This window comes from Fibrella forsythiae, from assembly GCF_017353175.1.
Taxonomy (GTDB): Bacteria; Bacteroidota; Bacteroidia; order Cytophagales; family Spirosomataceae; genus Fibrella; species Fibrella forsythiae.
Map to the genome: position 1 here is coordinate 138,712 of NZ_JAFMYW010000013.1, position 15,286 is coordinate 153,997.

At 55.9% G+C, this 15,286-nt stretch carries 10 protein-coding genes; 8 read left to right on the top strand and 2 right to left on the bottom strand.

The genetic code is table 11. The features are described 5' to 3' along the window. The first annotated feature begins 3 nt into the window (after positions 1 to 3). Complete coding sequence (locus tag J2I46_RS29850) at positions 4 to 1,395, top strand: cryptochrome/deoxyribodipyrimidine photo-lyase family protein (RefSeq protein WP_310589114.1); 1,392 nt, start codon at positions 4 to 6, stop codon at positions 1,393 to 1,395. A gap of 302 nt (positions 1,396 to 1,697) precedes the next feature. Here the strand turns inward: J2I46_RS29850 and J2I46_RS29855 are convergent, their stop codons facing one another. Next, positions 1,698 to 2,663 carry an NAD(P)H-quinone oxidoreductase gene (locus tag J2I46_RS29855; RefSeq protein ID WP_207332769.1) on the bottom strand — a complete coding sequence of 322 codons (966 nt, stop codon included), beginning with the start codon at positions 2,661 to 2,663 and terminating at the stop codon, positions 1,698 to 1,700. 82 nt (positions 2,664 to 2,745) lie between these two features. On the opposite strand from J2I46_RS29855, the gene J2I46_RS29860 reads away from it, so the two are divergent. From J2I46_RS29860 to J2I46_RS29890, 7 genes are all read left to right on the top strand, one after another. Beyond that, on the top strand, positions 2,746 to 3,249 hold the full coding sequence (locus J2I46_RS29860; protein ID WP_207332770.1) for a DinB family protein: 504 nt from the start codon (positions 2,746 to 2,748) through the stop codon (positions 3,247 to 3,249). Between the two features lie 123 nt (positions 3,250 to 3,372). Beyond that, the gene (locus tag J2I46_RS29865; protein WP_207332771.1) at positions 3,373 to 4,386 is read left to right on the top strand and encodes a bestrophin family protein; all 1,014 of its coding nucleotides are present in this window, start codon (positions 3,373 to 3,375) and stop codon (positions 4,384 to 4,386) included. Positions 4,387 to 4,454: 68 nt separating this feature from the next. Beyond that, on the top strand, positions 4,455 to 4,814 hold the full coding sequence (locus tag J2I46_RS29870) for a hypothetical protein (protein ID WP_207332772.1): 360 nt from the start codon (positions 4,455 to 4,457) through the stop codon (positions 4,812 to 4,814). Positions 4,815 to 5,164: 350 nt separating this feature from the next. Beyond that, positions 5,165 to 5,842: an outer membrane beta-barrel protein gene (locus J2I46_RS29875; RefSeq protein WP_207332773.1), complete on the top strand. Its 678-nt coding sequence runs from the start codon at positions 5,165 to 5,167 to the stop codon at positions 5,840 to 5,842. 163 nt (positions 5,843 to 6,005) lie between these two features. Next, positions 6,006 to 6,563 (top strand): hypothetical protein, encoded by a 558-nt coding sequence (locus J2I46_RS29880; protein ID WP_207332774.1) that lies wholly within the window; start codon positions 6,006 to 6,008, stop codon positions 6,561 to 6,563. A gap of 81 nt (positions 6,564 to 6,644) precedes the next feature. Next, positions 6,645 to 8,321: a T9SS type A sorting domain-containing protein gene (locus J2I46_RS29885; RefSeq protein ID WP_310589116.1), complete on the top strand. Its 1,677-nt coding sequence runs from the start codon at positions 6,645 to 6,647 to the stop codon at positions 8,319 to 8,321. Between the two features lie 105 nt (positions 8,322 to 8,426). After that, positions 8,427 to 10,505, top strand: a complete 2,079-nt coding sequence (locus tag J2I46_RS29890) for a thioredoxin domain-containing protein (RefSeq protein ID WP_207332775.1) — start codon at positions 8,427 to 8,429, stop codon at positions 10,503 to 10,505. 169 nt (positions 10,506 to 10,674) lie between these two features. Here the strand turns inward: J2I46_RS29890 and J2I46_RS29895 are convergent. Continuing rightward, positions 10,675 to 15,286, bottom strand: a 4,612-nt coding sequence (locus J2I46_RS29895; protein WP_207332776.1) for a beta strand repeat-containing protein, incomplete at its 5' end; no start/stop codon positions are given.

Sequence of the window (15,286 nt, forward strand, 5' to 3'; positions counted from 1 at the left end):
ACCGTGTGGCTGTTTCACCGGGAAGTGGTGGATGTGCTGGGTACGTTGCTGCAACAGTTCACGATCGATACCCTCTTTTCGCACGAAGAAACTGGCCTGAAAATTACTTACGACCGCGACAAAGCCGTGGCGCAGTTTTGCCGCGAACACAACATCGACTGGCAGGAGTACCAATGCAACGGCGTTATCCGCCTGTTGAAGAACCGCGATACCTGGGCCGACGACTGGCAGCAAACCATGCGATCGCCCCAACAGCACCCCGACCTGACGCGCTGGATACCCGCCAACGTACCTGCCGACTGGTATGAGGCCGAACGAGGCCCCGACCTCCCCGCCACCTGGCACGTACCTGACCCGGCATTTCAGCCGGGCGGTGAACAGAATGCGTTCCGGTATATGGACAGCTTTCTCACCGAACGTATTGCTCTTTACGCCAAATCCATTTCAAAGCCACTTGAAAGTCGGCGGGGGTGTAGCCGTGTGTCGCCCTATCTGGCCTGGGGCTGTCTGAGTATCAGGCAGGTATTTCAGGCGCAGCTTCAGGCGGCGCAGCATCCGGTGCAACCCGGCCTTGGACGGCAGTTCAGCGCGTTTGCCTCGCGGCTACGCTGGCACTGCCACTTTATCCAGAAGTTTGAATCGGAAGACCGGATCGAGTTCGAGAACGTGAATCGGGCGTTCGACTCACTGGCCAAGAACGAGAATCCGGTTCATTACAGGGCCTGGCGAGATGGTTTTACGGGCTACCCGATGGTTGATGCCTGCATGCGCTGCCTGATTGCCACGGGCTACATCAACTTTCGGATGCGGGCCATGCTGATGTCGTTTCTGAGCCATCACCTGCTTCAACACTGGAAAGACGGTGCCCTGCACATGGCCCGGATGTACACCGATTTTGAGCCGGGAATTCACTACGCCCAGATTCAGATGCAGTCGGGCATGACAGGCACAAACACCGTTCGAATTTATAATCCGGTAAAGCAATCGCAGGAACACGACCCGAACGGCGTCTTCATTAAGCAATGGATTCCCGAACTGGCCAATTGCCCCGTTGCCTACATCCATGAGCCATGGACCATGCCGCCGCTGGAGCAGGACATGGCCCATTTCCATGTCGGCATCAATTATCCCGCTCCTATCGTCAACATTACCGAAACAGGCCGAGAAGCCCGACTGAAGCTGCATCAGCCCCGCAAAACGGAAACGGGTCAAGAAGAGCAGGCCCGCATTCTGAAACGCCACGCTATTCCAAATGCGCAAGCTGATTCAACGAGGAAGAAACGCACAAAAACGGGTAAGACAACGGCGAAAAAGCTTGTGGAAACGACTGCTCTACCGCCTAAAGATCAGGTTATTGCAAATGAGTTGAATAACTACAAAACTCAGGATGCGTAAGATCAACACCGTACCGTCATCCCCAACAATACCGACCGAAATGTTGTCGCTCAGTAGTGTGTCCAGCAGTATACGAAGTAGTGGCCATATCACTAGCGCAATGGGGAAAGCGAACAGCGCGAAGACCTTCCATCTATTGCGCCATTTCCCAACTAGAAACGTATGGCAAAGCAGGTTGACGCCAATCTGAATGGTTATAAGGATGAGCCAGAGCGACATGGGTGGATGTGTTATTGTTACTTCGCGCGTTCTCGTTGTCGCTTGCCTGTGGCGAGTGACAACGAGAACGCGGTTGGCTACTATCACGCCACTTCCAGTATAATCTTGCCAATGTGTTTGCTACTCTCCAGCATGGCCTGCGCCTGGGCAGCTTCGGCAAGGGGAAACGACTGATAAACAACCGGTTTCAATCGACCGTCGGTTAATAAAGGCCAAACGTGGTGGTGTACGGCGGCGGTTAGGGCGGCTTTAAACTCGGCGTCGCGGGGTTTTAACATGCTGCCACTGATGGTGAGCCGCTTCTGCATCATCGTAGGAATATGGATCTGGCTCTCGGCCCCCTGCATCGAATTAATGAACATCAGCCGACCATCAGTGGCCAGCAGACGCAGATTTTTAGCCGTGTAGTCGCCGCCTACCATGTCCAGCACCACGTTGATGCTGATACCCTGAAGTGCCTGTTCGAAGTCTTCCTTTTTGTAGTTGATACAGCGGATGGCACCCAGTTCTTCGCAGGCGTTGCATTTCTCGTCGCTGCCAGCCGTAGCATACACCGTTGAACCCAGCGCTTTGGCAATCTGAATGGCCGTGACGCCGATGCCGCTACTACCGCCGTGAATCAGCAGCGATTCGCCCGGAGCCAGACGGCCCCATTGAAACACCGTTGACCAGACCGTCAGCACCGTTTCGGGGAGCGAGGCCGCTTCCACGAACGATAAGTTGGCGGGAATGGGCAGGCAATGTCGTTGATCAACAACCACATACTCGGCATAACCGCCGCCACTGATCAGCGCGCAAACGCTCTGTCCCACGCGCCAGCGATCCGTTTTCGGACCGCACTTTTCGATCACTCCGGCCACTTCAAGTCCCGGAACCTGCCCGCCCGGGTCAGCACCATAGCCGCCCTGCCGCTGGTGAATATCGCTCCGGTTCACGCCCGCCGCCCGTACACGAATCAGAACCTGCCCATCGGCGGGTTGGGGCTGCGGGCGATCCTCCAGCTGAAGAACAGACCCGTCGCCGGGGCGAGTGATGTTAATTGCTTTCATACGAACGTGAGTTAGTTAAAAAGAATAACCACCCAACCGCCGAAATGGTAGTTACCAACACAAACTAATCTCTGTAAACGACATGGCCAATACGAACCACCCCGGCGCTGACACCAACGCGGCCCTACGAAGGCAACTGGTTGATCTGCTCCAGAAAAGTGAGGCTCATCAATCCTTCGAAGCGGCCGTTAAGGAGTTACCCGCTGCCTTGCGCGGCGTAAAACCCGACAAATTACCTTATAGTATCTGGCAACTCGTCGACCATATCCGCATTGCGCAGTGGGATATTCTCGAGTTCAGCCGAGACCCGACTCATCAATCGCCGCCCTGGCCCGAAGGCTACTGGAATACGGCTGTTCAACCACCCGACGATGCTGCCTGGCAGCAGGTGCTGGATCAGATTAAAGCCGACCGGGATGCGTTTGTTGCGTTGCTGAACGAGCCTGAACAGAATCTGTTTAAGCCGCTGGCGCATGGGCAGGGCCAAACCCTGTTGCGCGAAGCCTTGCTGATTGCCGACCACACGGCTTACCACGTGGGCGAGATTATCCTTATCAGACGGCTGCTCAATGCCTGGCAGGGCTAACGTACCCAGACACGTCCGACTGGCCCAACGATTGGGCGTGCCTGGGTACGTTGCGTCGTTTTATTCTGAGCCATTGTGAGTTAGCCTTCTTTGATTGCTCGACTAGTGCGCTATTTTTGGGTTATGTACACGCGCAAACGCATCGCCTTCCGGCACCTCTGGCCCTTTGTCTGGCGGTCGCTTACTTTTTTCATCCTTTACTCGTCGGCTATCGTCGGCCTGTATGTGGCCACAAACTGGCCCTTGCTGACAGTGCCCTTTATCCCGATCGCCACGATTGGCACGGCGGTTGCTTTTTATGTGGGGTTCAAGAACAATTCGGCGTATGACCGGCTCTGGGAAGGGCGGCGGGTGTGGGGCAGCCTTACCAACGCCAGCCGTTCCTGGGCCATCATGGTGATCGACTACGTTACGAATCTGCACGCCGCCAGCCCACTGGCAGCCAGCGAACTGGGCGAACATCATCGGCTGTTGATCTACCGGCATCTGGCTTTTCTGAATGCGCTACGCCTGCAACTGCGCAGCAGGCAGGTATGGCAGGAGCACCACGGCACCGAGCTACAGATCATTGATCAGATCGACGCCTTTCATCAGGAGAAGATGGATGACGAGCTTGGACTTTTCCTGCCCAAAGAAGAAGTGACCCGTTTGCTGAAAACCGCCAACATTGCCACACAACTGATTCGTGAGCAGTCGGCCCACCTGCGCGAGTTACGGGCTCAAGGCCTGCTATCCGACATTTATCACAACGAACTGGAACGTCTGCTGGTTGAGTTGTACAACCAGCAGGGGGCGGCCGAACGGCTGAAATCGTTTCCGTTTCCCCGCCAGTATGCGTTCTTCAGCTACATATTTGTGTGGCTGTTCATTCTGCTGCTACCCTTCGGTTTGATCACCGAAATGGCCAAAGTTGGCGGCTGGCACATCTGGCTGACGATCCCGTTCTACACGCTGATTGCCTGGGTGTTCAATACGATGGAGGTAGTGGGCGACACCAGCGAAAACCCGTTCGAGAACAGCATCAACGACGTACCTATGTCGGCCATCTGCCGAAACATCGAGATCGATCTGCGCGACATGCTTGGCGAAACCAACCTGCCGCCAAGGCTACAGGCCGTCGATAATATTCTCATGTGATACCAACGCCTGCGAGTTATTGCGGGTCTTGCCCATAAGGGAAAAGTGGCTCCCGTCACTCACGTTACATGGCATCACGTTCATTACTCGTCTTTGGGGACTGCCTGCTGGCCCAGTTGGCCAATGGCCAATCGGTATCATCACACCCGTTTATGCTCGGCCCATCGGTTGGCTTTGATTGGGTTTCGTATGTCAACGGCACTGGGTACGTTCGCGCCCCCACGTATAGCTCACCCACCGGTCTGCACGTCGGCATCGATGCGTCGTATCAGGTCAACCGGCTGTTGGTGGGGGCTAAAATGCTGTATACGAATCGGCTCTCCAGGGTTGATTCGCCTCCAGACCCGCCTAATCCGGAAGATTATATCAGTATGTCTGAGACAGACCTGCACGTACTGACGGTGCCCTCAGCATTGGTTACCGACTAACGCCCGAAGGTAGGTTTCGCTGGTACGTGGGTGCTAACATAGCGGCCGAATACCTGCTGAACACCAGCAAGAGCCGTTTTTTCAGTGTAATTATAGCCTTGGAGACCTACAACTCGATAAGCGCAATTATGGCAAGTCTGTCAACATCGGCTATGGTGTCCAAACCACATTGCGGTATACGTTAACGCCCCTTCTCAGCCTGCAACTCGAGCCGGCTATTCGGTATTATCCCGGCCGCGGCTTTCCGACCAGACTTTATACCAGCTATCAGTTTCAAAGTGCGTTTTCAGTTTTACTTAAGGTCTGATAAGTCCATTTAGCTATTCTGTTTCAGTCAATTTGTAACGTTCATGAAAAACAGTTTCCTACCCCTCCTGGCTATTGCCTGTCTGACGATTCAGTTCGCCTGTGCCCAGTCAACGCCAACGCGCACATTCATGATTGGCCCAACGATTGGTTTTAACAAAACAAACTACGTTGATGAAGAATTTTACATGAATTACACACTGATTACCGTACCGCCTGGCGTATATGGCGGCGTCGACGCCTCCTACCAACTAAACCACTGGTTAATTGGCGCTAAACTACTCTACGAAAAACGGACAAATCAGGTGTCAACTCCAATCCCCGAATACATCATTGATCCGCTTTACCCCAACCCGGCCAGGGTTTTCAGGGCTGATTATGACTATAACGTGATCACCATGCCGCTTTCTGTTGGGTACAGTCTTACTGCACCAACCACCCGCTTGCAGTGGTATGTAGGCGGCAACGTCGCGTTTGAGTACGTAGCAGCAACGGGCCGCCAAACCGTTTTTTCTTCGACTGGCATCAGTACCAGCGACAACGCAACGGCCACACCCAGAGTCAACCTCGGGTATGGCCTGCAAACAACGCTTCGGTACACCGTCACTCCGCAAGTTGTGCTGCAACTCGAACCGACAGCCCGGTATAATCCGGCAGGCAATCATCAGATCCGCGATTCATATCAATTTCGGGGTGCCTTTTCAGTGCTGGTAAAGCTGTAAATTGCGTACAACTTCGTTGGGCTGGTTGCCACAGCGCAGACTATGTACAAGACAGAAAAACCTCGTGAAGCATTGGCATGTAGTACTCCTTTTACCAATAACGGGTTTGGCTATCGACCTCGGCTACGCTACTGCCAACCGGCAACCGAACACAGCTGCCTGTATGCGTGGAATCCGATTCATTATTCAGCCACCCGCCCCAACACCGCTCGTTATCCATGATACCATTCCCGGCAACGAGGAAATCAGCGAAACTGGTGTTCTGAAACAGGTCGATGATGCCGGTTACCCGATGGTCACCCTGACCATTGAATGGCCGAAGCAGAAACGTACGGAACAGTTCATCCTCAATCTGGAAGACATCCGTACCGTGCCGTTGGCTACACTGTCGGGGCTGGTTGGCCAGTCTGTTTCGTTCCGTTACACTACCGAGCAAACCAATGCGCTGCTCGATATTGAAGTTGGCGGGCGGTTCCTGCTGGATGCCGATGCGGGCGTGATCACCAATGAGACCAGCAAGGTAACGGGTGTACTGGGTGCCGATGAAATCACCACCGGCGATGTACCCGGCCTGCTGATGATTACGGCCACAGACGGTGAGATCACCGAGTTTCCGTTTTTCATTACCAGCGAGTTGCTGGAGGTGAACGGTTCAGTAGTAACGGCCTTTTACGAGGAACGGACCACCAACACCATTACAGCCATCACGATCACAAAATAGGTAGTCGGCGGGCCGTAGGTAAGTTTGTGTTGATAAAACGAACGTTCTGAACCTAGCTTTGTCGAAACAAACCCACTAGCTGTGCGCTACCAACAACGTACCTGGCATGGAGGTACCCGGTATGCAGGTACCTGGCTTAGTTGCCTGCTTACCCTGCTGTTACTCACCGGCAGCCTGCCTGGTATGGACGTACCCGGGCAAGCTCAGGTACGTTGTGCCGAACCGCTTGCGTTTACGCCCGTTACGCAGCCCAACCGGGTTGAGTGGAGCAAGTTTCCGGCCTTTACCCTGCCCGATGCCTTTACGATCATCTACGGCGGCGCCCGGCTGAGCGGCGACGCGAATGGCCCGTCTGCTCACGGCTTCAATCGCCTTGTTCAGCCGGTAGCGGGCGAAGGTACCGCCCGACAACAACGGGCGTTGGAATACGCCGGTTTTGCCTATGGCCTGAATCAACCGTGGGAAACGCTCGAAAGCCCGTGGGGAAATGACCTGGCCCTCTACCGCACCAAATGGGATGGCTGGCTCCGCGAACAATCGGGCGGGCAAACCAACGCGGCGGGTCAATTCATTCTTCCGGCCGACGTGCTCATGATCGACGTTGAACGGCAGATCGATACCGACGCGGGTATTCTCCGGCTGAAGACAAACGCCGCCACGCCCGCCCAGTACCGCGCCCTGACCGACGCCGATTTCGTACGTACCTACAAAAAAGACCTCGTTGCCCTCTACGCCTACGGGTTGCAATACCTTCGCCAGCGTGCCGACCTTTCACAAACGCGCATTAGCACCTACAGCGACGTACCTATCCGCAACACGTACCTGAACGTAGTGGCCAACACCTGGCCCGACTGGACCACCAACGCCAGCCGCCTGAGCTACCTCACCAAAGACAGCACCGGCACGAAGCTCGGCGGAGCTTTTTACGATCAGCTCAATTTCCTGGCTCCGTCAGTCTATTATTACTACAACTACGACCCGGTTCGACCCAGTCCCCTGGCGGGCGATTACCTCGCTTATACGCTGTTTCAGATCGAAGCAAACCGGGCCTGGAGTAGTAAACCGGTGATTCCGTTCGTCTGGATGCGGTTTCACGACTGCTGCGGTAACTACCCTACGTTCATTCAGCCGCAAATGGCCGAGGCCACGGCGATATTCCCCTTCTTCGCCGGCGCAAAAGGGCTGTGGTTTTGGGATCAGCTGAACCTCTCGACCACCCGGCAGGATGTGCACGCTGCCTACGAATACTTTATTCATGGCCTATACCGGCTCTCGCAGTTCAATAGTCAGTTTCAGGGGGCCTATGAGCTGGTGGCCGAAACCAACGCCCGCGACCTGATGAACAGCCAGCAACCCATTTGGCGGGGCGTTCTCAATACTAACAAGCTGCTGGTTGCCGCCCAGAACCCCTACGCCACCGACGGGCAGCAGACGGTGGTACCCATCCGCTACAAGAGCTGGCAGGGAAGCATCACCCTCACCGGCCGGGAGGTAGCCCTTTGCCAGTACGACCTAACCATACTGGCCACCGAGGCTCCCGTCCTGCCCGACATTCGCCTGTACCCCAACCCAGCCCGCCAGCAGGTAACGGTAACCACCAGCCAGCCGGGCGGCGTGACGTTGGTTAACGCGCAGGGGCAGATTATCCGCCAATTCATGAACATTTCGGCCCCGCTCGTCATTGATACCAGTACCCTCCCCGCCGGTCTGTATCTGGTCCGAACGGGTGGCGTAAGCAAGCAATTAATCATTAACTAGTTTACTGTTTACCGTTTACTGTCTTCTGTTGCGCTGCTACATCACCACTTGTGAAGAAGCAACGCAACAGAAGACAGTAAACGGCAAACAGTAAACTGAATTTCCATGAACCGCCTTAGCACCGAATCATCGCCATACCTTCTTCAGCACGCCCATAACCCAGTGGATTGGTATCCGTGGGGGGACGAAGCCCTGCAACGCGCCCGCAACGAAGACAAACCTATCCTGGTCAGTATTGGCTATTCGGCCTGCCACTGGTGCCACGTAATGGAGCGTGAATCATTTGAAAATGAGCAGATTGCAAAGTTGATGAACCAGAACTTTGTCTGTATCAAAGTAGACCGGGAAGAACGGCCCGATGTGGATGCGATCTACATGGAAGCCGTTCAGGCGATGGGCGTACAGGGCGGGTGGCCACTCAACGTATTTCTAATGCCCGACGCCAAACCGTTCTACGGACTCACCTACGCGCCACCCCAAAACTGGCATAACCTGATGAGTGGGGTGCGGGAAGCGTTCGATACCAACCGCGACAAACTGGCCGAATCGGCGGAGGGGTTTGCCGCCCACCTGAACGCGTCGGAAACGGATCGGTTCAGACTTAGCAACGCCGAACCGATCTATGCGCTGGAAACCGTGGAGGCCATGTACCTCAAGCTGGCGTCGCGCTTCGATCTGGAAGACGGCGGTACTGGCCGTGCTCCCAAATTTCCGATGCCGACGCTCTACGGGTTTCTGCTCCGTTACGCCGACCTCACCGGCGACGCGTCGGCGTTTAATCAACTGGTGCTGACACTGAACCGTATGGCGCTGGGGGGGATTTACGATCAGCTCGGCGGTGGTTTCGCGCGCTATTCGACCGATCGGCACTGGTTTGCGCCGCACTTCGAGAAGATGCTATACGACAACGCGCAGCTACTGACCCTGTATTCAGATGCCTTTACGCTGACCGGCAACAAGCTGTACAAAGACACCGTCTACGGCACCATTCGCTTCATGGAGCGTGAACTGCTCGGTCCCGAAGGCGGCTTTTTCTCGGCGCTCGATGCCGATAGTGAAGGCATAGAAGGCAAATTCTACACCTGGCAGGCCGACGAACTACAGCAGATTCTGGGCGACGATTACGACTGGTTCGCCAGACTCTACACCATCACGCCGGAGGGTGCCTGGGATATAGGCCATGGTCATGGGCGAACAAACATTCTGCACCGCACCGAAACCAACCCCGCCTTCGCCGATCAGCAGGGCTGGACCGCCGCCGAACTAGAGCAGAAACTCACCGACACCCACCAGAAGCTGATGGCCGTTCGCGATCAGCGCATCCGCCCCGGCCTCGACGATAAGATCCTCTGTTCATGGAACGGGCTGGCCCTGAAAGGCCTTGTTACAGCCTATCGTGTGTTTGGCGACCCCGAGTTCCTGTCGACGGCGCTTCGACTGGCCTTTTTCATCAACCAGAAACTGACCGATCAGCGCAACGGCGGGCGGCTCTGGCATACGTACAAAAAACGTGAAGGTGAACCCGGCCGTGCCCGGCAGATCGGCTTCCTCGACGATTACGCCGCCGTGATCGACGGCTATCTGGCCCTCTATCAGGCCACGTTCACAGAAAGCTGGCTGACCGAAGCCGATAAACTAACCCAATACGTACTGGCTCATTTCGATGATCCAGGTACGTCGACGGACGATTCGGAAGCCACCCCGGAGCCCCTGTTCTTCTTCACGGATAAATCGGGCGAAGAACTGATTGCACGGAAGAAAGAGCTGTTCGACAACGTGATTCCGGCCTCGAACTCGATCATGGCGCATAACCTCTACACGCTCAGCCTCCTCCTCGACCGCCCCGACTACGGCCAGCGCGCCGATGCTATGCTCGGCCTGATTCAGCCCCTGATGGCCAACGAAGTCAGTTACCTTACCAACTGGGCGTCGCTCTACGCCTTGCGGGTACGTCCCACCGCCGAAATCGCCCTGATAGGACCCGAAGCGATGGCTTTCCGGCAACAGATCGACAGTCAGTTTTTCCCCAACAAAGTGGTGGCAGGTACGTTCAGCAGCAGTTCATTGCCCTTGTTAGAGCAGCGCGGCACCATCAACGACCAGACCGCCATTTATGTCTGTTATAACCGCGCCTGCCAGCTACCCGTCACCAATGTAGAGGCTATGTGGACGATCGTAAAGTAAGGTTCCAACCAACCCTATACGTCCTTCAGATATCTTACAGTTCTACAAAAGTAAAGCCGCCGGTCTTTCGATCGGCGGCTTTTTGTTGCCGTTTCAGACAACAACGTGCAAGTCCGGTGGGACGGGTTGCCTGGTTAATTGGAAATCAACCAGGCAACCCGTCAACCAATCAACGTCTAACCACTTTTCTAATCGTAATCGGCACGCATTTCGCAGGTGGGCACTGGCAGTCCGAACGTGGAATCGTTACTACCGTATCCGAGAAGCAACCATCAGCCGTGAATACCCGCACAGTGTACGTACTACCTGCAGCTGTTGGCGGATTCAGTAACCCACCAGCCAGTACGCTACCCGTCATCAGGCCTGTCAATGGCTGGTTCGTGGCAAACAGCGCGCCGATGGCAGAGAATGAAGTACCAACACTGATGTTGAAGCTTGTTCCGGCCAGTACGGGGCCTGCCAACACAATCTGCGCGTTATTCTCAGCGGCTGGTGCCGTAGTGCTGCAGGTAGCGGCGATGGCCGTTACAGACAGCGACACCGGTGCCTGCAACTCCGAGATAATGATCGGGCAACACGAATTACCAGGGCAATTGTTGCCACCCGACGTCACCACCCGATACTCACCCGGCAACGTGGCAATGAAGCTATTGTCCGTTCCGTCCTGAACAATGGTGCTGCTTGTTGAGCCCGGCGCCGTGTACTGCCACTGGTAGTTACCCAGACCGGCTACCGTTGTCAGGCTATAGGCGTAATTGCTGTTGGCGCATGGCGTGAATGGCACCGACACGCATACCGTAGCCACTTGCGTACAACCAGGCCGCTGCGTAACTGCCACGGTGAAGGTATACACACCCGATGCCAGACCAGACGTTTGCACCGCCGATGCGTTGACAGGCGAGATAGAGACACCATTCGGCGCACTCCAAACGTAGGTGTAACTACCCGACGGCGATACAATGGCCGACAGGAAGGCTGGCTGACCGGCCGCTACCGTTGCGCTGGCCGCCGAGGCAGTCACCACAAGGTCGCAGGCCGCCACCGTGCAGGATTCCGGTGCAACGTAGGTGGTAGATGCTGATGCGTAGGCTGAACCACTCACCACTACCGTATGTGTACCCGAACCAGAGATCAGACCAGGCAGGCTGAAGGTAGCCGTTGTCTGCCCCGCCGTTATCGACACCGTTGTTGTGCTGGCACCGTCAGTTACGGTCAGGATACCCGCCACCGCATTCGTCAGTGAGATGACGCCTGACGTGGTGTACGTATTCGTTCCGGCATCACACGTACCTGGATCGATCACGCTGATGGCCAGGTCTGGTGTTACCACCGTTACCGACACAACCGCCGTAGACGTACAACCTGGTTGGGTGGTAACCGTTACTGTGAACGTATTCACGCCCATTGGCAGGCCAGCTGCAACTACCGTAGCTGCGTTTGCCGGTGTGATCGTTCCGGGTCCACTCCAAGCGTAGGTGTACGACCCGGCTGGACTAACCTGAGCCGTCAGGCTTACCGACTGACCGGGCGTAAGCGTGTAGCTGCTGGCCAGTGCTGTCACCGACACACCGGCACAGAACGTCTGACAGGCAGGTACTACAACCGCTACCGTATCCGTACAACCGCCGGCCGTGTAGATGAACCGGTATGAACCAACCGCCAGGCCACCAACCGAAGTCGACGCGGTGTTCGGCGTAAACGTGGCCACCGTTGGGTTACCCGTTGCGTTGCTCCAGACCCCACCGGCTGGCGATGCTGTCAGCGTGGCCGAGGTTGGTGTTTCGCCCAGTGGTCCGCAAACCAGCGTCATATCCATACCAGCGCTTGGTTTTGGCTTCACCGTTACCACGATGCTGTCGATACTGAAGCAGCCAGTGAGCGGTACAGCCACGCGGGTAAAGAAAGTCGTTGTCACCGTTGGCGCAACTATCAGATTTGTTAGCGGATTGACCTGTGCGTTGGCGTTCAGGCGAGTGGCGAAGAACGTACGAACATTGTCTCTTGCGGTCGACAATTGCGCCGACAGATCAACCGTTTCACCCAGGCAGATGCTCAGGCTCGTCGCTACTACTACTGGCCGTGGCGCCGTCGTGATTGAAACGAATACCGTATCCGAGCAAGTAGAGGTTCCATTGGCCACCAGCGCGAAGTAGACCGTCTGGCCTGGTGCTGGCAGTTGAGCCGCCGTTGGCGTGAAGGTCAGCCCGGCACCAACCGTAGTGCTGAACAGGCTGGTCGTGTCCGTCAGCGGCCCGAAGAAGAAGCTGCTGGCGATTGTACCGCTGGTTACCGTACCGATGATTGGCAGTGGCAAGGTGCCTTCGCAGATTGTCTGCGACCTGAGCACAGCTGCTACGCTGATCACGGGTTTGATGTTGAGCGTTACGTCGATTGGCGTAATAATCGTGCAGCCCGTTGGGTTCGTGCTCATCACGGTGAACAGATTGACACCAGCTGCCAGACTAACGTTGGCAGGATTGGCGATGACTGCGCCCGTCATGCCACCTAACCGGAAGATGTTGGTCAGGCCCGCCACATTACCGTTTCCGGCCAGGATGGCGCTCAGATTAATCGGTGTATTCACCGCCGCGCAAAGTGTAAGGCTGATTGGCGTAACCACTGGCACATCAACACCCGTTACCGAGATTGGTGCGGCAGCCGTACAACCAAACGGACTCGTTGCCACTACGTTGAAGAGATTCACCCCAGCACTGATGTTCACTGCCGTTGGTGTCGTCACCAACGTACCCAGGCCGAGCAGATTACCTGTGCGGAACACGTTAGTCAGGCCGGCCAGGTCGCCCAGGCTGGTCAGATCGAGCGTGACACCGGCGCAGAGGCTCAGGTTAATTGGCGTAAGTACTGGCGTAGCGGCTCCGGTCACCGAAATTGGCGTGGCCGTGGTGCAACCCGTTGGAGCCGTGCTTACCACATTGAAGAGGTTCACCCCTACACCGATACTTACGGATGTTGGTGTGTTTACCAACGTACCCAACCCCAGTATCCCGCCCGTGCGGAACACATTCGTCAGACCAGTTAAGCCACTCAGGCTTGTCAGGTTAAGGTTTGTACCCACGCAGAGTGACAAGGCGATCGGCGCAATTACCGGCGCATCAACACCCGTTACCGAGATCGGAGTCGCCGTAGTGCAACCCGTTGGGGCTGTGCTCACCACGTTGAACAGGTTCACCCCTGCACCAATGCTGACCGAAATCGGCGTATTGATTAACGTACCCAGACCAAGCAGGTTACCTGTGCGGAACACGTTGGTTAAACCGGTCAGGCCACTTAAGCTAGTCAAATCAAGATTGGCACCCACACAGAGGCTCAAGGCAATCGGCGCAATCACTGGTGGGTTAATACCTGTCACGCTGATCGGCGTAGCGGTCGTACAACCGAATGGATTGGTCGACACTACATTGAACAGATTCACGCCGACGCTCACGGATACCGGTGTGTTAATGACCGTACCCAGCCCTAACAAACTACCCGTGCGGAAGACGTTGGTCAGTCCAGTCAAGCCGCTCAGGCTCGTCAGATCCAGGTTAGTACCTATACAGAGCGACAGCGCGATTGGCGCAACTACTGGTGGATTCACCCCTGTTACACTGATCGGAGCAGCCGTAGTGCAGCCGAACGGACTGGTTGACACCACATTGAAGAGGTTAAGACCAGCCCCAATGCTCACCGCTGTTGGCGTATTGATTAAGGTACCCAAGCCTAGCAGGTTTCCTGTGCGGAAGATGTTTGTTAGACCTGTCAAACCAGACAGGCTGGTCAGATCCAGATTCGCGCCTACGCAAAGTGACAGCGCAACTGGTGCTACTACTGGCGCATCTACGCCCGTTACCGAGATCGGCGTAGCGGTTGTACAACCCGTTGGAGCCGTGCTCACCACGTTGAACAGGTTCACCCCAGCTCCGATACTGACTGCCGTTGGTGTGCCCAGGATATTACCCAGCCCTAGCAGACCACCTGTGCGGAAGACATTGGTCAAACCAGTCAAGCCGCTTAAGCTAGTCAAGTCCAGATTCGCACCAACACAAAGTGAGAGCGCGATTGGCGCGATCACTGGCGGATTCACGCCCGTCACTGAGATTGGTGTGGCCGTAGTACAACCCGTTGGAGCCGTTGATACCACGTTGAAGAGATTCACACCAGCACCAATGCTGACCGAAGTTGGCGTACCGAGCAACGTACCCAGACCAAGCAGGTTACCTGTCCGGAAGATATTCGTCAAGCCGGTTAGACCAGACAAGCTAGTCAGATCAATGTTGGCGCCTACACATAGGCTCAACGCGATCGGCGCGATCACCGGAGCGTTCACACCTGTTACACTCACCGGCGTCACAGTGCTACAGCCCAGCGGCGAAGTCGATACCAGATTGAAGACGTTAGCACCCGCAGCGACCGTGACAGGTAGTGTACCGCCACCTAAGAGTGTGGTAGTCAAACCCGTCAGGATATTCCCTGAGCCAGCGCCTAGCAAGGCCGTCAGGTTCAGCGGAGCACCCACGCAGAGCGATACCGAGATGGGGTTGAGCACGGGGGCGTTCACACCCGTCACGCTCACGGGCGTCACAGTGCTACAGCCTAGCGGCGAAGTCGATACCAGATTGAAGACGTTAGCACCAGCAGCGACCGTCACAGGTAGCGTACCACCACCTAAGAGCGTGGTAGTCAGACCCGTCAGGATGTTGCCTGAGCCACCCAGCAGACCTGTCAGGTTCAGCGGAGCGCCTACGCAGAGTGATACCGAGATCGGATTCAGCGTTGGGGCG

Excerpts from the sequence above, each read along its gene's own strand:
- J2I46_RS29855 (WP_207332769.1), bottom strand. The coding sequence starts at position 2,663 with ATGAAAGCAATTAACATCACTCGCCCCGGCGACGGGTCTGTTCTTCAG.
- J2I46_RS29880 (WP_207332774.1), top strand. The coding sequence starts at position 6,006 with ATGCGTGGAATCCGATTCATTATTCAGCCACCCGCCCCAACACCGCTC.
- J2I46_RS29860 (WP_207332770.1), top strand. The coding sequence starts at position 2,746 with ATGGCCAATACGAACCACCCCGGCGCTGACACCAACGCGGCCCTACGA.
- J2I46_RS29875 (WP_207332773.1), top strand. The coding sequence starts at position 5,165 with ATGAAAAACAGTTTCCTACCCCTCCTGGCTATTGCCTGTCTGACGATT.
- J2I46_RS29865 (WP_207332771.1), top strand. The coding sequence starts at position 3,373 with ATGTACACGCGCAAACGCATCGCCTTCCGGCACCTCTGGCCCTTTGTC.
- J2I46_RS29870 (WP_207332772.1), top strand. The coding sequence starts at position 4,455 with ATGGCATCACGTTCATTACTCGTCTTTGGGGACTGCCTGCTGGCCCAG.
- J2I46_RS29890 (WP_207332775.1), top strand. The coding sequence starts at position 8,427 with ATGAACCGCCTTAGCACCGAATCATCGCCATACCTTCTTCAGCACGCC.